21 protein-coding genes and 1 pseudogene are annotated in these 19,976 nt (G+C 45.7%); 11 read left to right on the top strand and 11 right to left on the bottom strand.

The window, feature by feature from the left end; all coding sequences use genetic code 11:
- Positions 1-3: 3 nt before the first annotated feature.
- From lepB to grcA, 3 genes are all read right to left on the bottom strand, one after another.
- On the bottom strand, positions 4-1,026 hold the full coding sequence (gene lepB / locus ASUC_RS03025) for a signal peptidase I (RefSeq protein WP_012072334.1): 1,023 nt from the start codon (positions 1,024-1,026) through the stop codon (positions 4-6).
- 10 nt (positions 1,027-1,036) lie between these two features.
- Positions 1,037-2,830, bottom strand: coding sequence for a translation elongation factor 4 (gene lepA, locus ASUC_RS03020; RefSeq protein WP_012072333.1), 1,794 nt, complete (start codon positions 2,828-2,830; stop codon positions 1,037-1,039).
- A 166-nt stretch (positions 2,831-2,996) separates the two neighbouring features.
- Positions 2,997-3,380 carry an autonomous glycyl radical cofactor GrcA gene (gene grcA, locus ASUC_RS03015; RefSeq protein ID WP_012072332.1) on the bottom strand — a complete coding sequence of 128 codons (384 nt, stop codon included), beginning with the start codon at positions 3,378-3,380 and terminating at the stop codon, positions 2,997-2,999.
- 263 nt (positions 3,381-3,643) lie between these two features.
- Between grcA and ung the strand changes: the two genes are divergently transcribed.
- Genes ung through ASUC_RS03000 form a run of 3 tightly spaced genes read left to right on the top strand, consistent with a single transcriptional unit; the run spans position 3,644 to position 5,691 of the window.
- On the top strand, positions 3,644-4,312 hold the full coding sequence (ung, locus tag ASUC_RS03010; RefSeq protein WP_012072331.1) for a uracil-DNA glycosylase: 669 nt from the start codon (positions 3,644-3,646) through the stop codon (positions 4,310-4,312).
- 5 nt (positions 4,313-4,317) lie between these two features.
- A complete protein-coding gene (gene yaaA, locus ASUC_RS03005) occupies positions 4,318-5,094 on the top strand; it encodes a peroxide stress protein YaaA (protein ID WP_012072330.1) in 777 nt (258 codons plus the stop codon).
- A gap of 3 nt (positions 5,095-5,097) precedes the next feature.
- Positions 5,098-5,691, top strand: a complete 594-nt coding sequence (locus tag ASUC_RS03000; protein WP_012072329.1) for a hypothetical protein — start codon at positions 5,098-5,100, stop codon at positions 5,689-5,691.
- A gap of 240 nt (positions 5,692-5,931) precedes the next feature.
- On the opposite strand, the gene waaF is transcribed toward ASUC_RS03000, so the two are convergent.
- Positions 5,932-6,978: a lipopolysaccharide heptosyltransferase II gene (gene waaF / locus ASUC_RS02995; protein ID WP_012072328.1), complete on the bottom strand. Its 1,047-nt coding sequence runs from the start codon at positions 6,976-6,978 to the stop codon at positions 5,932-5,934.
- A 110-nt stretch (positions 6,979-7,088) separates the two neighbouring features.
- Positions 7,089-7,772 carry a 2,3-diphosphoglycerate-dependent phosphoglycerate mutase gene (locus ASUC_RS02990; RefSeq protein WP_012072327.1) on the bottom strand — a complete coding sequence of 228 codons (684 nt, stop codon included), beginning with the start codon at positions 7,770-7,772 and terminating at the stop codon, positions 7,089-7,091.
- Between the two features lie 153 nt (positions 7,773-7,925).
- Here ASUC_RS02990 and envC point away from each other — a divergent pair, with 153 nt between their 5' ends.
- The 3 genes from envC to ASUC_RS02975 are packed head-to-tail and all read left to right on the top strand — an operon-like array spanning position 7,926 to position 10,563.
- The gene (envC, locus tag ASUC_RS02985) at positions 7,926-9,143 is read left to right on the top strand and encodes a murein hydrolase activator EnvC (RefSeq protein WP_012072326.1); all 1,218 of its coding nucleotides are present in this window, start codon (positions 7,926-7,928) and stop codon (positions 9,141-9,143) included.
- Positions 9,143-10,027 (top strand): divergent polysaccharide deacetylase family protein, encoded by an 885-nt coding sequence (locus ASUC_RS02980; protein ID WP_012072325.1) that lies wholly within the window; start codon positions 9,143-9,145, stop codon positions 10,025-10,027. Before envC ends, ASUC_RS02980 begins: the two co-directional genes overlap by 1 nt.
- Before the next feature lie 29 nt (positions 10,028-10,056).
- Positions 10,057-10,563 (top strand): DUF2301 domain-containing membrane protein, encoded by a 507-nt coding sequence (locus tag ASUC_RS02975; RefSeq protein WP_012072324.1) that lies wholly within the window; start codon positions 10,057-10,059, stop codon positions 10,561-10,563.
- 123 nt (positions 10,564-10,686) lie between these two features.
- Here ASUC_RS02975 and ASUC_RS02970 read toward each other — a convergent pair whose 3' ends face one another.
- The 5 genes and pseudogenes from ASUC_RS02970 to gloA2 all read right to left on the bottom strand — a co-directional run bounded on the left by ASUC_RS02970 (position 10,687) and on the right by gloA2 (position 14,972).
- On the bottom strand, positions 10,687-11,319 hold the full coding sequence (locus tag ASUC_RS02970) for a tellurite resistance TerB family protein (protein ID WP_012072323.1): 633 nt from the start codon (positions 11,317-11,319) through the stop codon (positions 10,687-10,689).
- Positions 11,320-11,532: 213 nt separating this feature from the next.
- A complete protein-coding gene (pflA, locus tag ASUC_RS02965; RefSeq protein WP_012072322.1) occupies positions 11,533-12,270 on the bottom strand; it encodes a pyruvate formate lyase 1-activating protein in 738 nt (245 codons plus the stop codon).
- A gap of 161 nt (positions 12,271-12,431) precedes the next feature.
- Positions 12,432-13,562: a DNA-processing protein DprA gene (dprA, locus tag ASUC_RS02960; protein ID WP_012072321.1), complete on the bottom strand. Its 1,131-nt coding sequence runs from the start codon at positions 13,560-13,562 to the stop codon at positions 12,432-12,434.
- Between the two features lie 127 nt (positions 13,563-13,689).
- Positions 13,690-14,570: pseudogene (gene ilvY, locus ASUC_RS02955) on the bottom strand (HTH-type transcriptional activator IlvY).
- A 9-nt stretch (positions 14,571-14,579) separates the two neighbouring features.
- The gene (gloA2, locus tag ASUC_RS02950; protein ID WP_012072319.1) at positions 14,580-14,972 is read right to left on the bottom strand and encodes an SMU1112c/YaeR family gloxylase I-like metalloprotein; all 393 of its coding nucleotides are present in this window, start codon (positions 14,970-14,972) and stop codon (positions 14,580-14,582) included.
- Between the two features lie 119 nt (positions 14,973-15,091).
- Between gloA2 and ilvC the strand changes: the two genes are divergently transcribed.
- The 5 genes from ilvC (at position 15,092) to ASUC_RS02925 (ending at position 19,497) form a co-directional block, all read left to right on the top strand.
- Positions 15,092-16,573, top strand: coding sequence for a ketol-acid reductoisomerase (gene ilvC, locus ASUC_RS02945; protein WP_012072318.1), 1,482 nt, complete (start codon positions 15,092-15,094; stop codon positions 16,571-16,573).
- Positions 16,574-16,659: 86 nt separating this feature from the next.
- Complete coding sequence (gene surE / locus ASUC_RS02940) at positions 16,660-17,400, top strand: 5'/3'-nucleotidase SurE (protein WP_012072317.1); 741 nt, start codon at positions 16,660-16,662, stop codon at positions 17,398-17,400.
- A 40-nt stretch (positions 17,401-17,440) separates the two neighbouring features.
- Positions 17,441-18,016: a YqaA family protein gene (locus tag ASUC_RS02935; RefSeq protein ID WP_012072316.1), complete on the top strand. Its 576-nt coding sequence runs from the start codon at positions 17,441-17,443 to the stop codon at positions 18,014-18,016.
- Positions 18,017-18,026: 10 nt separating this feature from the next.
- Entirely contained in the window at positions 18,027-18,218 is a 192-nt protein-coding gene (locus ASUC_RS02930; RefSeq protein WP_012072315.1) for a membrane lipoprotein lipid attachment site-containing protein, read from the top strand.
- Between the two features lie 19 nt (positions 18,219-18,237).
- Positions 18,238-19,497, top strand: a complete 1,260-nt coding sequence (locus ASUC_RS02925; protein WP_012072314.1) for a peptidoglycan DD-metalloendopeptidase family protein — start codon at positions 18,238-18,240, stop codon at positions 19,495-19,497.
- Positions 19,498-19,620: 123 nt separating this feature from the next.
- Here ASUC_RS02925 and raiA read toward each other — a convergent pair whose 3' ends face one another.
- The gene (gene raiA, locus ASUC_RS02920; RefSeq protein WP_012072313.1) at positions 19,621-19,941 is read right to left on the bottom strand and encodes a ribosome-associated translation inhibitor RaiA; all 321 of its coding nucleotides are present in this window, start codon (positions 19,939-19,941) and stop codon (positions 19,621-19,623) included.
- Positions 19,942-19,976: the final 35 nt, after the last annotated feature.

The following is a 19,976-nucleotide window of genomic DNA, read 5'->3' as shown; positions in this document are numbered from 1 at the left end:
TAATTATTGAATTTTACTGAATAAACGTTCCGTACGAATACCGGTCGGCCACTGGTTCGGTTCTTTATCCAGACTCAGCCAAATATAAGTGGCTTTTCCTACAATATTTTTCTCCGGTACAAATCCCCAGAAGCGACTGTCTTCACTCATGTTACGGTTATCACCCATCACGAAATATTGCCCCTCCGGAACGACCCATTCCGTAATGTAATACTCCTGTTTGTCATACGCCTGATAACGAAATCCTTCCGAAATCGGTTCCGGAAACCAATGAATTTTATGATTGACATCTCCGGTTTCCGTCAGTTCCAACATGCTAGGACCATAAATAAAAGAACCGTCGGGATTTTTACCTAAAATAGCCTTAAACTCATCGTTCGGTACCGCTTCACTATAATTAAATTCTTTACTTTGACAGTTTTCCTCGCAAACTTTTCCGTTTTGTCCGTATACAATGGTCAACTTACGTTCGATCTCATTATACATTACGCGATCGCCGCCCACACCGATAACGCGTTTAATGTAATCGATATTCGGCTGTGTCGGTGCCTTAAACACGATAACATCGCCTCGTTTGACGCTACCGGTTTCAATTAATGTATTTTGAAACACCGGATCCTTGATACCGTAGGCATATTTTTCCACCACGATGAAATCGCCGACACGCAAAGTCGGTTCCATCGATTGGGACGGAATCTGAAACGGTTCGAACAGGAAAGAGCGCAAAACTAAAACGAAAGCCAAAACCGGGAATAATGATGCGATAAACTCTGCTCCCTCGCCTATCGGCTCGATTTTGGCTTTTTCCTCATCGCTCAGCGCCTGACCGCTACGCTGCTCCGCTCGGGTAATTTGGCGGTTTCGGCGAGGTATAACGGAAAATCGGTGGTAACACCATAAAATGCCGGAAAGTGCGGTCAGTAAAATCAACAAAATTGAGAATGTATTGGGTAATTGCAGTGAATCCAACACTTTCCAAACTGCAAAACCGACGGCTAATAAAATCGGAAGAAAGAGTTTTGACATAATTATCCTTTTAATCCTTACCTACGTGTAAAATGGCTAAAAACGCTTCCTGCGGCACTTCCACATTCCCCAGTTGTTTCATGCGTTTTTTCCCTTCTTTCTGTTTCTGCAACAGTTTTTTCTTACGGCTCACGTCACCGCCGTAACATTTTGCCAAGACGTTTTTACGCAACTGTTTCACGGTGGAACGAGCGATCACCTGATTACCGATTGCCGCCTGAATGGCAATATCGAATTGCTGACGCGGAATCAGTTCCTTCATTTTTTCCACTAACTCGCGTCCGCGGTATACCGCATTGTCTTTATGCACGATTAACGCCAGCGCATCCACACGATCGCCATTGATCATAATATCCACTCGTACCATATTAGCGGATTGGAAACGTTTGAAACTATAATCCAACGAGGCATAACCGCGAGAAGTGGATTTCAAACGGTCGAAGAAATCCAATACCACTTCACCCATCGGAATGTCATAGGTCAATGCAATTTGGTTGCCGTGATAAACCATATTGGTTTGTACGCCGCGTTTCTCCACGCAAAGTGTGATCACATTCCCTAAATATTCCTGCGGCACCAACATATTACATTCCGCAATAGGCTCTCGGATGTCGCCAATATTATTTAACGGCGGTAATTTTGACGGGCTGTCTACATAGACCACTTCACCATTAGTGAGTTCGACTTCATACACCACCGTCGGCGCCGTGGTAATTAAATCCAGATCATATTCCCGTTCCAAACGTTCCTGAATAATTTCCATGTGCAGAAGTCCCAGAAAACCGCAGCGGAAGCCGAAGCCCAACGCACTTGAAGTTTCCGGCTCATAAAACAGAGAAGCGTCATTCAGACTCAACTTACCCAAAGCATCCCGGAACGCTTCATAATCGTCCGAACTGACGGGGAATAAACCCGCGTAAACCTGCGGTTTTACTTTCTTGAAGCCCGGTAATGCGGCCGTTGCCGGATTATGCTGATGGGTTAAAGTATCCCCCACGGGCGCACCTAAAATATCTTTAATGGCGCAAACTACCCATCCCACTTCGCCGGTGGTTAATTCGGTTCTATCTACCTGTTTCGGCGTGAAAATTCCCAAACGATCCACGTTATAAGCCTGTCCGGTGGACATCACCTTAATTTTATCGCCTTTTTTCAACATACCGTTTTTTACGCGGACAAGTGACACCACGCCCAAATAATTATCAAACCAGGAATCGATAATCAATGCTTGTAACGGTGCATTCGGATCGCCTTCCGGTGCCGGAATTTTATGCACGATTTCTTCCAGCACCTCTTCAATGCCGAGTCCCGTTTTAGCGGAACAACGCACTGCTTCCATAGCGTCAATACCGACAATGTCTTCGATCTCTTCCGCAACACGTTCCGGATCCGCCGCCGGCAAATCGATTTTATTTAACACCGGTACTACTTCTAAATTCATTTCAATAGCGGTATAACAGTTCGCCAGAGTTTGCGCTTCCACTCCCTGCCCGGCATCCACCACCAATAATGCGCCTTCGCAAGCGGCAAGAGAACGGGAAACCTCATAAGAAAAGTCCACATGCCCCGGGGTATCGATAAAGTTTAACTGATAAGTTTCGCCGTCTTTGGCTTTATAGTCGAGTGTTACGCTTTGAGCTTTAATAGTGATCCCGCGTTCGCGTTCGAGATCCATTGAATCCAGTACTTGCGCTTCCATTTCCCGATCAGACAATCCGCCGCAGGTTTGAATTAGACGGTCGGAAAGCGTGGATTTGCCGTGGTCGATGTGTGCAATAATGGAAAAGTTACGAATGTTTTTCATAAATAAACGGTAAAAAATCAATAATAGAATGTGAAAATTTAATCGATGAATTGTACCTGAAAGTCGATGAAACGGCTAGAAGTGCGGTCGCAAATTAAAAGATTTTTGCAAAAAAAACAGCCCCAAAGTCACCTTTGGGGCTAAATTCATAAAGTTCACAAATCAATTATAGCGATTCAGTGAAAGTACGCGTAATAACATCACGTTGCTGTTCAGGTGTTAATGAGTTAAAACGTACCGCATAACCGGAAACACGGATGGTTAATTGCGGATAGTTTTCAGGATGTTTTACCGCATCTTCCAAAGTTTCGCGACGTAACACGTTAACGTTTAAGTGTTGACCGCCTTCTACTTTTACGGAAGGTTGAACGTCAAGCGGTAATTCACGGTATTCGAACTGACCTAATTCGCTTACGGCAACTACTTGGTCTTCAGCGAAACCGGATTTCGCCGCTAAACAACGGGCTTCACCTTTGTCACTGTCTAATAACCAGAATGAGTTTAATAAGCTGTCATTTGCCGCTTGAGTAATTTGGATACCTTTAATCATGAGTGCCTCCATTTGGCTGTTGGGAATTAAAATCTTCAAAAGTTGACGAAAATTTTATCAAAAAATTTGAGCAGATCAACCATTTTTTGACCAAAATCAAATTTATTTTCACGCTAAAATAATAAAGAATTTGATATAAATCAATCATATAATTTTAAAAAGCTTATTTTTCATAGGGTTATCGAGAATTCTTTGACAAAAGACTATCTAATCCGACCGCACTTATTTATAATTTAACGATAATTAACGGCAAAGGACGATATATGAAAACCTGGAAAGACGTCATCGGTAATGAAAAAACGCAACCCTATTTTCAGCATATTCTTGCGCAAGTGCATCAGGCTCGAGCCTCGGGAAAAGTCGTTTATCCGCCCCAAGCCGATATTTTTAACGCCTTTAAACTAACCGAATTTGATCAAGTGAAAGTCGTGCTGTTAGGGCAGGATCCTTATCACGGTCCCAATCAGGCGCACGGTTTGGCGTTTTCGGTGAAGCCGCCGGTCGCCCCGCCTCCGTCACTGATGAATATGTACAAGGAATTGTCAAACGAATATCCCGATTTTCATATGCCGAATCACGGTTCTTTGGAGCAATGGGCGCAACAGGGTGTATTGTTGCTCAATACAGTGTTAACCGTCGAACGCGGTCAAGCGCATTCCCACGCCGATTTCGGCTGGGAAACCTTTACCGATCACGTAATTCACGCGTTAAACGAACAACGGGAACATTTGGTCTTTCTGCTTTGGGGCAGTCACGCACAAAAGAAAGGACAATTTATTGATCGCAGCAAACACTGCGTATTAACGGCGCCGCACCCTTCGCCGCTATCCGCCCATCGCGGTTTCTTCGGCTGCGGCCATTTTACACAGACAAACGACTATTTACGTCGTCATCATATTTCCGAAATTAACTGGCAATTAGACAATATTTAAATTCTATGTTAGCAATTATTTCACCGGCAAAAACGCTGGATTATCAAAGCGCGGTGCCAAAACTCGCCGTTACCCAACCGCTCTTAACGGATTACAGTCAGCAACTGATCGACGTCTGCCGTCAACTGACACCGGCCGAAATCGGATCCTTAATGTCCGTCAGCGACAAACTCGCCGGATTGAACGCCGCCCGTTTCGCCGACTGGCAAAAAGAACATAACGAACAAAATGCACGCGCTGCCATTTATGCTTTTCGCGGCGACGTTTATACCGGTTTGGATGCAGACAGCTTAACCGCCGAAGACATTCAATTCGCCCAATCTCACTTACGTATGCTATCCGGGTTGTACGGCTTATTGCGCCCGTTGGATTTAATGCAGCCTTACCGGCTTGAAATGAGCACCAAACTCGCCACCGCAAAAGGCAAAGATTTATATCAATTTTGGGGTGAAATTATCACCGAATCGCTGCAAAACGCCTTGGACGAACAGGGCGACGACGTGCTGATCAACCTCGCGTCAGATGAATATTACAAAGTTGTAAAACCAAGTAAATTACAGGCTCGTATCGTTAAACCGGTTTTTTTGGATCACAAAAACGGAAAATATAAAGTCATCAGCTTTTATGCCAAAAAAGCCCGTGGCTTGATGAGCCGTTATCTAATCACTCAGCGTATTAATCGAATCGAGCAATTAAAACATTTTAATTTGGGCGGCTATCAGTTCGACGATTCCGTTTCTACGGAGCGGGAATGGGTGTTTAAACGCGATATAAGCGAGTAATTTATGAACAAAATTTTAACGTTTTTTTTGACCGCACTTTTGACCGGTTGTGTCAGCTCAACCACGTATAAAACGGAAAGTGAGTCACAACCGACGCTACAATTACAAGTACCGAAAACACTGAAACATAACGGCAAAACCTATTATCTGAAAAAACAAGTGGATCTCGGCCCCGTCGCCCGTTACCTCTATTTCGACAAAAACGAAAGCGCCAAAAACTGGAACAGTTTGATTGAAGTGTTTTTCGATAAAGACGAAAGCAGAACCCTTGCGGATCGTATCGAGTTACGCGAAAAAAGCTTTGCCGTAAGCGGTATTAAGCATTTTAACTTAACGGAAAAAGATCCCTATTTATATTCTTTTGTGATTCATTCGCCGTCGGAAAAATTCAATAACTGGCAAATTAACGTAGCGAAAGGCAAAAATGTAGCGGATTGCGGTTTCGTACAATATCAATATTCGCAAATTATGCCGAACACACGAAAATTAGCGAAAATGAGCAACGTTAAGCTGATCGGTTATCTGAAAAAATACGCCGTCGACAAAGAAATGACTTACCTTGCCACCCGGGACTGGGATTGGAAATGTACGAAATGACTTTCAAGCAATAAAAAATGCGCGCCCATTCACACGCATTTTTTATTCGTCCTGCTTTGATCATTTCGACACCTAAAGGGCGGTCAAAAATTCCTGAGTTTATCGCAATAAGACAGCAAACACCACGCACTCACTGATACCAACGCGATAATAATCAATGATGAACATTATGTCGGCAAGACTTTGTCGACAATCGACATATTCTGCACCAGGCTTAACACGTCCATAGCAATTCTGACTTTATTTTTTAGCCAGTAACGTTTCCAGTTTTTCCATCACCATTACCGGCGTAATATCAATCAGACTCTTATGATACCCTTCCGAACTGTCTGCTCCTTTACGGATTTTAATCAAACCGCCGTCAATTAAACGAATAATCACCGCTTTGTCCGATAGAGGGGGAGTGTATTGCGGACTAGTCGGACCATAAACCGCAACCAGCGGGCGATTTACCGCCGCGGAAATATGCATAAGCCCACTGTCGTTAGTCACCATCGCCGTACAATCGCTGATTAAATCCACCGCTTCGTTTAACTGAGTTTGTCCCGCCAGATTGACACAATAACGACGCAATGCTTCAGGCAAAGCCGAACGAATCTGCTCCCCCGCTTCCACATCTTTGGCGGAACCGAACAAATGAATACCGTAACCTTTTTCAATCAGCATTTCCGCTAACTTTGCATAATGATAATGCGGCCAGCGTTTTGCCGGCCCGAATTCGGCGCCGGGGCAAAAGCCGATTGCCGGACGATTTTCCGCCAACTCAAACTGGGTAGAGAATTTTTCTTTGGTTTTTTCCACCGCGCTTTGTTCGACGGTTAAACAAGGGGTTGGAATCGGCAGATTTTCCGCTGTCGGAACATCATCTTTTTCATAGGCTAACGCCACATAACGTTGTACCATCATCGGGTAATCGTTTTTATTGGCGCGTAAATCATTCAGGAAAACATAACGGGATTCCCCTTTCCAGCCACGTCGCACGGCAATTTTTGCGAAAAACGGAATAAATGCGGATTTCAGCGAATTCGGCAACACAATCGCCATATCATATTGATTACGCAAAGATTTTCCGATTCGATAACGTTCGGTTAAATTAAACGTACCGTGTCCGAGCGGCATGGTGATCGATTTACGCACTTCGGGCATGCGTTCCAACAAAGGTTTGCTCCAATTCGGTGCTAAGACGTCAATATGGCAGCCCGGATATTGCGCTTTCAGGACTTGGTACAGACTGTGCGACATCATCATGTCGCCGACCCACGACGGAGCGATAATTAAAATATTCATAACATTTAAAAGTGCGGTTAAAATTTTCCATATTTTAACCGCACTTCTTCCAATTCAAAAGTAATAAAAAACGCCGCAATATAAATGCGGCGTTTTATGCTTGATCAGAATTAAAGATAACGTTTACTGAGCACTTTCAGGTTATCGTCTAATTCATATACTAACGGTTGACCGGTCGGAATTTCCAAACCCATAATGTCTTCGTCGGAAATACCTTCGATATGTTTTGCCAATGCACGCAACGAGTTACCGTGCGCCGCCACTAGCACGCGTTTACCCGCTTTAATTGCCGGTGCAATTTGGTCTTCCCAGAACGGTAATACGCGATCCAGCGTCACTTTTAAGTTTTCGCAATCCGGAACCACATCCGCCGGTAAATGTGCGTAACGACGGTCGTTATGCGCTGAATTCGGATCTTTCGGATCCAAAACCGGCGGTAACACATCATATGAACGACGCCAGATACGGACTTGTTCGTCGCCGTGTTCGGCCGCCGCTTCCGCTTTATTCAAACCTTGCAGACCGCCGTAGTGACGCTCGTTTAAACGCCAGGTTTTGATTTGCGGCACCCATAATTGGTCGGATTCTTCCAACACTAAGTTACAGGTTTTAATCGCACGGGTTAATACGGAAGTAAATGCGATGTCGAATTCGAAACCGGCGGCTTTTAATTTACGCCCCGCCTCTTTGGCTTCTTCCACGCCTTTTTCGCTCAGGTTTACGTCTCTCCAGCCGGTGAAAAGGTTTAACGCATTCCATTCGCTTAAACCGTGACGAATAAATACTAATTGCATGAGGAACTCCTACTAAGTTAATGAATCTGTTATTCGCTGTACGTTATAGCAAAAAATAGGTAGATTTAAAAGCGGAAAGCGAATGTTTTCTGATCTTTCGCAAAAATAATGGTATATTTATGCACTAGTTATTATTCATAGGAATTCGTTTGAATGTTGTGCTTTTCGCCGTTTAAAACAGCCAAAAATCTGACCGCACTTTTATGCGGCTGTGTGCTTTTGTCGTTTTTCGCTCGGGCGGCGGATTTAAACCAAATTCAAAGTCAAATTAAGCAGCAGGAACAAAAAATCGCCTCCCAAAAACGCGAACAAAACAAACTGCAATCCAGCTTAAAATTTCAGGAAAACAAAATCAACGATCTGGTGGGATCGCTGCGCGAAACCGAAAGCTCGTTGCAAGAGACAAAAAAAATCATCGCGGATACCAATAAACAAATCAGACTGTTAGAGCAGCAGGAACGACAGCAAAAAAACAAACTGGCCCGACAATTGGATGCCATTTACCGTTCCGGCAACCCTAATTCCGTCATTGAACACCTGCTCTCCGACGATGCGAAAAATAACGATCGCATGATGGTATACTCCAAACACATGAACAAAACCCGTTTGGCGTTAATCGACAAACTGAAGGCTACGCGTACGCAGTTAGAGGAACAGAAAAACTACCTGGCGGAACAGCAAGCCGAGCAACAACAGCAATTATCCGAACAGAAAAAGCAACGGCAAGCGTTACAAAAAGTCCGCAATGAACGTCAAAGCACATTAACTCAATTAAACAGAACCTTACAACGCGATCAAAACAGACTGGAAACGCTGAAAGCCAACGAAAATGCGTTGCGGGCGGAAATCAACCGCGCGGCACAGGCCGCCCGGCAACAAGAAAAACGCGAACGGGAACAACTGGCACAGAAAAAACAGGCGGAAGAAAAACGTACCAATAAAACCTATCAACCGACCGTACGGGAAAAACAACTTATGCGCTCCGGTAACGGTTTGGCCGGTAAATATCCGTTTCCGGTGGCAGGTAAAATTCTGCATAAGTTCGGCTCAGTTCAGGCGGGCGAAGTAAAATGGAAAGGTATTGTCATCGCGGCAGGAACAGGGACGGCGGTGAAAGCCATTACCGGCGGACGCGTCATTTTAGCCAGTTGGCTAGCCGGTTACGGACAGGTAGTGGTCATCGATCACGGCAAAGGTGATATGTCGCTGTACGGCTATAATCAGGCGGTTTTCGTCCGTTCCGGTTCTCTGGTGAACGCCGGACAAAAAATCGCCGAAGTAGGTAATAGCGGCGGACAAGGTCGTTCATCGCTGTATTTTGAAATCCGCCGCCAGGGTAATGCGGTAAATCCGATGAATTGGTTGCGCTAATGAGCCGTTTATTCCCGCTTCCATCCGTCAAAAGTGCGGTCAAAAAAATTACCGTTTTTTCGACCGCACTTTTCTCCTTGTCTGTTTCGGCACAACCAGCCCGATTTGTTGCGGCTCAACCGCACAAACTTGCCATCGTAATCGATGATATAGGTTATCATCCGAAAGAAGACGCACAAATTCTCGCTATGCCGAAAGCGGTTTCGGTGGCGATTATTCCCGTTGCGCCTTATGCGGCACAGCGCAACCGACAAGCGTGGCAGCAAGGACGGGATATTTTAATCCATATGCCGATGCAGCCCGTGAATAATATGAAAATCGAAGAAGGCGGTTTATCGGTCGGCATGTCGCAACAGGAAGTGGAACAACGGGTTCAACGCGCCAAACAGATCGTCAGCCATGCTATCGGCATGAACAATCATATGGGCAGCGCCGCTACCGCCGATCCCACATTAATGACCCGTTTGATGCGTATTTTGCAGCGACAGGGGCTGTTCTTTTTGGACAGTCGAACCATCGGAAAAAGCGTCGCCGGCAAAATAGCGAAGCTGGAGGGCGTGAGTGTACTGGAACGTCATGTTTTTCTGGATGACAGTGATAATTTCGGCGATGTTCAGCGTCAATTCCAACGGGCATTACAACATGCCCGTCAACACGGCGTAGCGATTGTTATCGGCCACCCGCGTAAAAATACCATCGCGGTACTGCAGGCGGAATTACGGCATTTACCGGCGGATATCCAATTAGTCGGTATGGGACAGCTGTGGCGCAACGAAAAAGTCACGCCGCCGAAACCGTTTATTTTACTGTTCAGCGATTTACCGGCGCCTACTTCGCAACCGCCGTTTAAATACGAACCTCTGCTGCGCGGCGTGCCGCAATAATTAGCGCAACAAATCAAAAAGGAGGCAATATGGCTGATCCACATATTCGATCGCCGATGGATTTTCTGGACAAACTCACGGTTTGTCTTTATCGTTCGGGTTTTATTGTTGCGGCTTGCGCGCTTGCCCTGCTGCCTTATTCGGCTCAATGGGGGTATTTCGGTTTATTGGTCGCCGCCGCATTATGCGCGTCATCATTGCATATTTACCTTAAATCTTTCCGGCTATTACTGCAAATGGCAACCTGGCTTGCGTTGCTTTGCCACGCCTTCGGGCAAACGGAGCTGGCCCTCGGCGGCGTATTACTGACGCTCGGCGGACTGGCGTTTAAAGAATATTTCTGCTTCCGGGTTTGGGCGCTGAATTTTATGCCGCTTCTTGTAGCATTGCTTTGGCTGTGTACCGTTATATCGCTTTCATTGCCGCAAAAAATCCTCAGTGCAGCCTGTGCCCTGTTGTTTACCGTGTTATTTATCCGGAAAATCAGAATGCCGTTGCACTTTGACATCGGCGATAAAACCAAATATCAGGTTTAAAATGCCGATAAATGAAACTCCGAATGCCGTACCAACAGAATTCAGTTCCTTACATTTAATTAGGGTCCGTTTATCTTTCATAAACAGACCCTAGAGAATAAATGAGAAATTTTAACCGTAAAATTAAAATCCTGCACGTTTTTCCAATTCTTCCACCAACTGTTCATCTAAGCCGAGAGCTTGAGCCAGATTAGCTAAGAACACGATTTCTTTGCGATCCAGCTCTTTACACACCACTCGGGCGGCTAAATAAACCTGCGCGGCCAGTGCGGCGTCATTTCCTACTTGAGCGGCAATCTGCGCCGGCGTCGCAGGTGAATTGATCGCCTGTTCCAACCATAGTTGCACCTCCGCATCATTATCGGCTTCATTCAAAATCGCCTGTTTTTCTTCTTCGCTAATCGCACCGTCCGCTGCCGCCGCCGCAATCATCGCCTGTAAAATCACTTGACCGGCATCCGAATTTCGAGCGCTTTCGGTAAAGTCGGTTTCTTCAACCTGCGGAGCCTGCTGACCTTGCTTGGCCTGGTAAGATTGATAAGCCTGATAAGCAAGGCTGCCTAATGCGGCAAGCGAACCTAGTTTGGTTAAACTCGCACCGCCGCTGCGACCGAAAATCATAGATAAAATCCCGATAGCCGCCGCTCCGCCGCCCGCTTTGGTAATTTTATCCATGGTGCTATTGCCGCTCATGGTTTTACTGACTTGTTCTTGTGCGGTAGTTAAAACCTGGTTCAGAATTTTATTAAAATCCATAGTATTCTCCAATAAATAGCGATTTAACAAATTACGAATATTAGACCCTGTGAGAATAACTTGGTTCAATATGCAGCCATACATATGCCGCATCATATTTTGTCCTGACAGCTTTCGTTACCGGCGGAAGGATCCGTCAAAAAGTGCGGTCAAAAAAGGGAACGTTTTTGTTCCCTTTGATAAATAGCTTAATCTGTGATGATGGTCGACGGTTTAATACTTCACTTCATGTCCGTAACTTTCGAGCAAAGCTTTAATGTGTTCCATGGATTCTTTGGTCGGCGGTTTTACATCTTCAAGCTGATATTTATCGCCTAATACCGCCCATTTGTGAGCCCCCAAACGGTGATAAGGCAATAACTCGATTTTCTCGATATTTCTCATATTTTGGGTAAATTGTCCCAGCAGATGTAAATCTTCGTCATTATCCGTATAACCGGGCACCACGACATGGCGAATCCAAGTACGCTGATTGCGCTTTTCCAGATACTTCGCAAAATCCAGCACACGTTTATTCGGCACACCGATCAGGCTTTGGTGGACGCGATCATTCATTTCTTTCAAATCAAGCAGAACCAGATCCGTCACATCTAACAGTTCGTCAATCAACTCGTAATGGCGTACAAATCCGTTAGTGTCCAGACAAGTGTCGATGCCTTCCGCTTTACAGGCACGGAACCACTCAAGCACGAATTTCGGCTGTAAAATCGCTTCGCCGCCCGATGCCGTAACGCCGCCGCCGGAAGCCCGCATGAAAGGTTTGTACGTGACCACCTCTTTCATCAGTTCTTCTACGCTGATTTCTTTTCCGCCGTGTAAATCCCACGTATCACGATTATGGCAATACAGACAACGCATCAAACAGCCTTGCAAAAAGAGAATAAAACGAATACCGGGTCCGTCCACCGTACCGCAGGATTCAAATGAATGGTATCTTCCTAAAACTGACATAAATAAGCGTTCCTTTCTGACTAAATAGCAATAGGTCTGTAAATGTTTTAAAAATCCTTTTTTGACAAAAAACTCTTCGTCACAACCGTTTAGGCAGGATAAACAGACGTTAATATTGTATCAGAAAGTGCGGTCGTTTTTTTTATAATTTTTTTGCATTTTTACCACTGACGACGATATCCGCCGTCTTCGCACAAAATTAAATCCTGCAATTCAAGATCCAGTAGCTGAATCAGAAGCGCTTCTACGCCTAATCCCGTTTGCGTCGCCAATTCGTCCACGCTGATCAAATCATGTCCGATCAGTTTGAATAAATCGGGATGCTGCGGATCCGGATGACGAGCGGAAGGCGGTCGCGGGTTCGGACAGGGTACGGTCGCTTTCAGTACATCTTTCACATCCCGAAGCTGCATATTGGTAAAACCGTAATAGGGAATATTTTCAATAACGTCTTTAGCATTTTCCACCAGCATTGCCCCCTGCTTGATCAATTTATGGCACCCTCTGCTGAAATCGTTGTTGAGATTACCCGGAATAGCGAACACCTCGCGGTTTTGTTCCAAAGCAAAACGCGCAGTAATCAGCGAACCGCTGCGTGCGGATGCTTCCACGACCAGCGTTGCCAGAGACAATCCGCTGATTATTCGGTTACGGCGGGGGAAATTGGCGGGAAGCGGCGGTTGATCGGGAATAAATTCCGTTACCAACGTTCCATCGTTATCCAAAATCGCTTGCGCAAGCTTTCGGTTAACGGCCGGATAAATTTGGTTTAATCCGTTTCCTAACACTGCAACGGTTTTACCCTGTACATCCAGCGCCGCCTGATGACTGTAGGCGTCAATCCCTTTAGCCAACCCGCTGGTGACGGCAAAACCGGCGGCACACAATTCCGCCGCAAAGTATTTTGCCCAATAACTGCCGTAATCGCTGCAATAACGACTACCGACGATAGCGATTTGCGGATGAATTAACAACCCCGTGTTCCCCTGTACAAACAGTACGGGCGGCGAACTTTCAATTTGCTTAAGTAAATAAGGATAGTCCAAATGGAAACAATGGATAATCTGATTACCGCGTTTTTGTCCCCATTCCAGTGCGGGATCGATATATTTACGTTCCGGCTTAAACCAACGTTTGATCTGATATGTCGTCCAACCGATGGCGTAAAAGGCGTCGGCATCGTAAGACAGCAGGGTGTTTAACTCGATGGTGGTGAGAATCTGACTGACGGTGTTCGCGCCCAGCCGGGGAACTTGCAATAAGCGCAATAAGGTTTCCGTATATTTATCCATAAAATCGACCGCACTGTTACCGATATGGGAGATTAAAAAATCATTAATAATTGTTGTAGAAGAGTATGAAAGTGCGGTCGGATTTCGCCAAGTCTTTATAGTAAAATCCGGAATACAAATCACAGAATTAATCGGGCAGGCATTGCCAAAAAGCCTGAATCAGCGGTAATTCCAAACTTTTTTCTGTGCGCAGAACCCTAATTCAAGCGGAGCAATAGCGGTATCAAAGGTTAACGAGGAAATTTGCGTATTCATCGGACTGTTTTTAATCACCACATCGGGTAGCAACGCCAACCCGCAGCCTAATGCCACCATGGGTACTATTCCTTCATGGCCGGATACCGTGGCATAAATTTTCGGATGTTTGATTTTTTTCTGGCGGAACCATTGATCGATCCTCTGCCGGACCGGTCCTTCCACCGGTAGAATAAACGGCATTTCCTGCCAATTCACCGGCTCTTGCTGTAATAACTGGGTGGCGGGACAGGCTACTCTCGGCGCAATCAGCGCAAGCGATACCTCATCGATAGGATGAAAAACCACGGCATTCGGCAAATTTAACGGTTTTCCCGCCAGGGCAAGATCCACTTGCTGGGTTTGCACCAACTGGATTGCCGAAGCCGCGTCTCCCGTGGTAAGTTGAATTTCCACCTTCGGATAGCGTAATCGGAAATTTTTCAGTACTTGCGGCAAATGGCTGTAAGCGGCGGTAACCGAACAGAATAATTTAAGTTCACCCGATAATTCTGCCGAATTCGAGCGCACTTGGCTTTGAAAATTCTGCCAATCCGCCCGGCTCCGTTTGGCAAATTGCGCGAATTGTTCGCCTAATTCCGTCAGTTGCACCTGACGGTTATCTCGCAAAAACAATACACCGCCTAATTCCTGTTCCATCCGTTGAATTTGGCGGGACAGCGTAGAAGGCGACATATGGCTTTGCCTGGCCGTTTTACTGAAATTCTTGGTTTCCGATAGTTGTAAAAAAAGGGAAAGATCATTGAAATTCATAAAAATTCTCTAAATTTGGTAGATCTCTAACGGCAATCCGTCGGGATCTTTAAAAAACGTAAATTGTTTACCGGTTAATTCGTCAATTCGAATCGGTTCGCATTCCACCTGATTTTCTTGTAAAAAATCCACCGCGCTTTGTACATCCGCCACCCGAAATGCCAAATGGCGCAAGCCGCAGGCTTCCGGTCGGTTCGGACGCGCGGGCGGAGCGGGAAAACTGAACAATTCAATTTGTGAACCGTCGGCAAAAGCAAGATCCAGTTTATAACTTTGACGGGCGTTCCGGTAAGTTTCCGCCAGAATTCGGGCGCCGAGAATCTGCGTATAAAAGACTTTGGATTTTTCATAGTCGGAAACAATAACGGCAATATGGTGAAAACCAAGAATCGGATTGGACATAAAAACCTCTTTTAAATTGCACAAATCACAATAACAAATTCCGATAATATCAATTTACGCAACATAAAAAAAGCGTATAATCGTTTGCATATTTCATCCGGTAAAAAAAGGAAAACACCATGTCTAATTATTTTAATACGCTGAATTTACGTGAAAAGCTTGATCAATTAGGTCGTTGCCGCTTTATGGATCGCAGCGAATTTTCCGACGGTTGCAATTTCTTAAAAGGTAAAAAAATTGTAATCGTAGGTTGCGGCGCCCAAGGTCTAAACCAAGGTTTAAATATGCGCGATTCCGGCTTGGACATCAGCTATGCTTTGCGTAAAGCGGCGATCGAAGAAAAACGCCCTTCATTCCAACGCGCAACCGAAAACGGCTTTAAAGTAGGGACATATGAAGAATTAATTCCGACTGCCGATTTAGTCATCAACTTAACACCGGATAAACAGCATTCAAAAGTCGTATCCGATGTAATGCCGTTAATGAAACAAGGTGCAGCATTCGGTTATTCTCACGGTTTCAACATCGTTGAAGTGGGCGAACAAATTCGTGAAGATATTACCGTTGTAATGTCCGCACCAAAATGCCCGGGTACGGAAGTGCGTGAAGAATATAAACGCGGGTTCGGCGTGCCTACTTTAATCGCCGTTCATCCGGCGAACGATCCGAAAGGCGAAGGTATGGCGATCGCAAAAGCATGGGCGAGTGCAACCGGCGGCGACCGTGCGGGCGTATTAGAATCCTCATTCGTTGCGGAAGTAAAATCCGACTTAATGGGCGAACAAACCATTCTTTGCGGTATGTTACAAGCAGGTTCGATCGTATGTTACGACAAATTAATCGCAGACGGTAAAGATCCGGCTTATGCGGGCAAGCTTATTCAATACGGTTGGGAAACCATCACCGAAGCCTTAAAACAAGGCGGTATTACATTAATGATGGATCGTCTGTCCAATGCGGCGAAACTGCGTGCATTCGAGCTTTCCGAACAAATTAAAGAAAAATTAGGTTTCTTATACCTGAAACACATGGACGACATCATCAGCGGCGAATTCTCCCGCGTTATGATGGAAGACTGGGCTAACGGCGATAAAGATTTATTGGCTTGGCGCGAAGCAACCGGTAAGACCGCTTTCGAAAACGCACCGAAAGCCGACGGCATCAAAATTTCCGAACAGGAATACTTTGATAACGGCGTATTAATGGTTGCGATGGTAAAAGCCGGCGTAGAAATGGCATTTGATGCCATGGTGGCAAGCGGTATTTACGAGGAATCCGCATACTACGAATCCTTGCATGAATTGCCGTTAATCGCAAATACTATCGCCCGTAAACGTTTATACGAAATGAACGTGGTTATTTCCGATACGGCGGAATACGGCAACTACTTATTCTCAAACGTTGCCACTCCGATTCTGGCTAAAGAAATCATTCCGGCTTTACAAAAAGGCGACTTGGGGGAACCGACTCCGGCGGTAGATATCGACAATGTGACATTACGTGACGTTAATGATGAAATCCGTAACCATCCGGTGGAATTAATCGGTTTAGAATTACGCGGTTACATGACCGATATGAAACGCATTTCTTCTCAAGGTTAACCGCAACCATACAGCAAAACCCGGCGAAAGTCGGGTTTTTTATTGTTATAATAATAAGATGAATAACAAGGAAAAGGATTACCTGAATGAATATCTTGCTTTCTAACGATGACGGTTATCATGCGGAAGGAATCCAAACATTGGCGACCTATTTACGTAAGTTCGCTAATGTTGTGATTGTCGCACCGGATCGCAACCGCAGTGCGGCATCGAGTTCGTTAACGCTAGTGGAACCGTTACGTCCCCGTCAACTGGATAACCGTGATTATTGCATTAACGGTACGCCCGCCGATTGCGTGCATCTAGCGCTAAACGGTTTTTTATCGGGACGGGTTGATTTAGTGGTATCCGGTATTAATGCGGGCGTAAATTTGGGAGACGACACGCTCTATTCCGGTACGCTTGCCGCTGCATTAGAGGGGCGTCATCTAGGCTTACCGGCTATTGCGGTGTCATTGGACGGACGGCAACATTATGAAAGTGCGGCGAAAATCGTATGTGATTTAATTCCTAAATTACACGGACAACTGTTAAAAAGCCGTGAAATTTTAAATATTAATGTGCCGGATTTACCTTATGAGAACCTCAAAGGATTGAAAGTGTGTCGCCTGGGACATCGTTCTTCCGCGGCGGAAGTGATAAAACAGGCGGATCCGCGCGGAGAAGCCATTTATTGGATCGGCCCGGCGGGGCTACCGGAAGATGAAGCGGAAGGTACGGATTTCCATGCGGTACAACAGGGTTATGTATCGATTACCCCGATTCAACCCGATTTGACCGCACACCATTCACTTCGTTCTTTACAAACTTGGTTAGAACAGGAATAATACGACATTTATTTTAACAATACGATCGAAAGGGAAGCTTATGAATGTTTTTGGGGCAATGTATGACAAAACCATGGCGTGGTCCAAACATCGCCTGGCGACATATTGGTTAGCATTTGTCAGTTTTATCGAAGCCATTTTCTTCCCGATTCCGCCGGACGTCATGCTGATTCCGATGGCGATGTCCAAACCTCAAAGTGCGGTCAGATTTGCAATAATTTGTACTATAGCCTCGATTGTCGGCGGTATGATCGGTTATTCCGTCGGTTATTACGCTTTTGATTTCGTACAGCAATATATCGTGAAATGGGGGTATCAAACTCAATGGGATAAAGCCATTTCATGGTTTGAACAATGGGGCATACTGGTAGTTTTTGTTGCCGGTTTTTCGCCGATTCCCTATAAAATTTTCACCATCGCCGCCGGTGTCATGCAAATGATGTTCATCCCCTTTGTTCTCACCGCTACGATTTCCCGCGCAGCCCGTTTTTTATTGATTGCTAAATTAGCGGCATGGGGCGGAACTAAATTTGCAGATAAACTGCGCCGTTCCATTGAAGTGATCGGCTGGTCTGTGGTTGCTTTAGCCATAATTGCCTATTTAGTTTTAAAATAAAGGAAATAAAATGAAAAAAATCATTTTTTTGTTGTCTATAATGACAATCCTAACAGCTTGTTCATCCGAACGTTCCGCTGAAAAAGATCCTAATGTATTGCCCGACGGCATTATGCAACCGGTAGCAGGAACGGGTGCAATGGAAGGCGGCGGCTTTATACCGACGGTCGAACAAAGCGATATGCCCGATAATATGAAATAATCCCCAAGGAAAGCGAAAAATGAAGAAATCTTTTTTATTACTACCTCTCGCCGCAGCCGTATTGGCGGGATGTTCCTCATCCACGCCCGCACCGGTCGATAGTGTAGACGGAACGCTATCACCGTCAATTCCGCAACCGGTCGACGGTTCTTCGAACAGTACATGGGAACCGCAGGTTCAACAAAGCGCAATGCCTGAAAATATGAATAGTCCGGTTGCCCCCCAACCGGTAGCAAATCAGGCCGGAACTTTACCGACTGCCGCGACAACGGCTCAACCGTCCCTTCAGCAAACCCAGCAGCAACCGGCGATGACGACTAAAACCGTGTGTAAAACCGTTGAAGTACCGGCGGCCGGCAATAAAGCAAGTAATCAAAGTCAAACCGTAGAAATTCCGCGTAATGCCGAAACCAATGCACCGGATTACAGCAAAATCGACAAAGGCTTTTATAAAGCGACGGAATATACGGTAAAAAAAGGCGACACAATGTTCTTAATCGCCTATATTGCCGGCATTGACGTAAAAGAATTGGCGGCATTAAACGGCATGTCGGAACCCTATAATCTGAAAGTCGGGCAGACTCTAAAAGTATCCAGCGGTACCGCAACGGCGGCAACCACTACTCAACAGCAATGCACCGAAGTTCAGGTGCCTGCGGAACCGCAAGTTTCCTACACCGCGGGGCCGAACGGTACCCAATACGGTTCGGACGGTACGGTAACAGGCCCGGTTAAGGCCGCCAGCGGAACAGTCGCACCGACTGCCGGAGTGACGGCAGGAACCGGTACGGCTCCGACAACTCCGACCGGAGGCATCGTTGCCGGCGTCGGTACGGCGGGGGCGACAACAGGTACGGTCGTTGCCGGAACAGCGGGATCTCCAGCATCAGTGACGGCTCCGGCGTCAAATTTGAAATGGCAATGGCCGACTACCGGTAAAATAACTCAAGGTTTCTCAGCCGGCGACGGTGGAAACAAAGGTATCGATATCGGCGGTTCGAAAGGGCAGGCGGTATACGCCGCCGCACCGGGGCGTGTCGTTTATGCGGGCAACGCATTACGTGGTTACGGTAATCTGATTATCATCAAACACGATGATGATTTCTTAAGTGCCTATGCCCATAATGACAGCATTTCCGTTCGTGATCAGCAGGAAGTGAAAGCCGGTCAGCAGATTGCTAAAATGGGAAGTAGCGGAACGAACCGTGTGAAACTCCATTTTGAAATCCGTTACAAAGGTAAATCGGTGGATCCGACCCGTTATCTACCGCGCCGTTAAAGTCACGAACGGCAAAATTAAAAAGTGCGGTGAAAAATTTTAACATTTTCACCGCACTTTGCTTATGTTCTTAAAAAGAATTGCTTGAAGTACTTAAACTTCAAGCAATCGGTCGATACGATACTATCTGAAAGAATCTTTTAAACGTTCATCCGCACGACGGGCTTCCCCTTTATGCTGTAGTTTATTCAGCTGTTTTTCTAATTTTTCTTCTACATTATTGATGGCGACATACATATCGTCGGATTCTGCGGTGGCAAATAAATTACCGAACGGCGTGCCGATTGTCGCTTCCACCCCGAAACCCTGCGGTAGTTTACTCAATACAAAGTGGGGATTGATTAACTGCGTTTGCCATTTTTCTAATTTTGCGAGACGTTCTTCAATATGAGAACGGATTGCAGGGGTGATGTCCATTTGTTTGCTTGCGATATTAAGTGTCATAGCAGTTACCTCTTTTGCTGTGAGAGTGCTTTGCG

It is taken from the genome of Actinobacillus succinogenes 130Z, from assembly GCF_000017245.1.
Classification (GTDB): domain Bacteria; phylum Pseudomonadota; class Gammaproteobacteria; order Enterobacterales; family Pasteurellaceae; genus Exercitatus; species Exercitatus succinogenes.
The sequence above is the reverse complement of the archived record's forward strand: the minus strand, read 5'-3'. Positions and strand labels throughout refer to the sequence as shown.

Excerpts from the sequence above, each read along its gene's own strand:
- lepB (WP_012072334.1), bottom strand. The coding sequence starts at position 1,026 with ATGTCAAAACTCTTTCTTCCGATTTTATTAGCCGTCGGTTTTGCAGTT.
- lepA (WP_012072333.1), bottom strand. The coding sequence starts at position 2,830 with ATGAAAAACATTCGTAACTTTTCCATTATTGCACACATCGACCACGGC.
- grcA (WP_012072332.1), bottom strand. The coding sequence starts at position 3,380 with ATGATTAAAGGTATCCAAATTACTCAAGCGGCAAATGACAGCTTATTA.
- ung (WP_012072331.1), top strand. The coding sequence starts at position 3,644 with ATGAAAACCTGGAAAGACGTCATCGGTAATGAAAAAACGCAACCCTAT.
- yaaA (WP_012072330.1), top strand. The coding sequence starts at position 4,318 with ATGTTAGCAATTATTTCACCGGCAAAAACGCTGGATTATCAAAGCGCG.
- ASUC_RS03000 (WP_012072329.1), top strand. The coding sequence starts at position 5,098 with ATGAACAAAATTTTAACGTTTTTTTTGACCGCACTTTTGACCGGTTGT.
- waaF (WP_012072328.1), bottom strand. The coding sequence starts at position 6,978 with ATGAATATTTTAATTATCGCTCCGTCGTGGGTCGGCGACATGATGATG.
- ASUC_RS02990 (WP_012072327.1), bottom strand. The coding sequence starts at position 7,772 with ATGCAATTAGTATTTATTCGTCACGGTTTAAGCGAATGGAATGCGTTA.
- envC (WP_012072326.1), top strand. The coding sequence starts at position 7,926 with ATGTTGTGCTTTTCGCCGTTTAAAACAGCCAAAAATCTGACCGCACTT.
- ASUC_RS02980 (WP_012072325.1), top strand. The coding sequence starts at position 9,143 with ATGAGCCGTTTATTCCCGCTTCCATCCGTCAAAAGTGCGGTCAAAAAA.
- ASUC_RS02975 (WP_012072324.1), top strand. The coding sequence starts at position 10,057 with ATGGCTGATCCACATATTCGATCGCCGATGGATTTTCTGGACAAACTC.
- ASUC_RS02970 (WP_012072323.1), bottom strand. The coding sequence starts at position 11,319 with ATGGATTTTAATAAAATTCTGAACCAGGTTTTAACTACCGCACAAGAA.
- pflA (WP_012072322.1), bottom strand. The coding sequence starts at position 12,270 with ATGTCAGTTTTAGGAAGATACCATTCATTTGAATCCTGCGGTACGGTG.
- dprA (WP_012072321.1), bottom strand. The coding sequence starts at position 13,562 with ATGGATAAATATACGGAAACCTTATTGCGCTTATTGCAAGTTCCCCGG.
- gloA2 (WP_012072319.1), bottom strand. The coding sequence starts at position 14,972 with ATGTCCAATCCGATTCTTGGTTTTCACCATATTGCCGTTATTGTTTCC.
- ilvC (WP_012072318.1), top strand. The coding sequence starts at position 15,092 with ATGTCTAATTATTTTAATACGCTGAATTTACGTGAAAAGCTTGATCAA.
- surE (WP_012072317.1), top strand. The coding sequence starts at position 16,660 with ATGAATATCTTGCTTTCTAACGATGACGGTTATCATGCGGAAGGAATC.
- ASUC_RS02935 (WP_012072316.1), top strand. The coding sequence starts at position 17,441 with ATGAATGTTTTTGGGGCAATGTATGACAAAACCATGGCGTGGTCCAAA.
- ASUC_RS02930 (WP_012072315.1), top strand. The coding sequence starts at position 18,027 with ATGAAAAAAATCATTTTTTTGTTGTCTATAATGACAATCCTAACAGCT.
- ASUC_RS02925 (WP_012072314.1), top strand. The coding sequence starts at position 18,238 with ATGAAGAAATCTTTTTTATTACTACCTCTCGCCGCAGCCGTATTGGCG.
- raiA (WP_012072313.1), bottom strand. The coding sequence starts at position 19,941 with ATGACACTTAATATCGCAAGCAAACAAATGGACATCACCCCTGCAATC.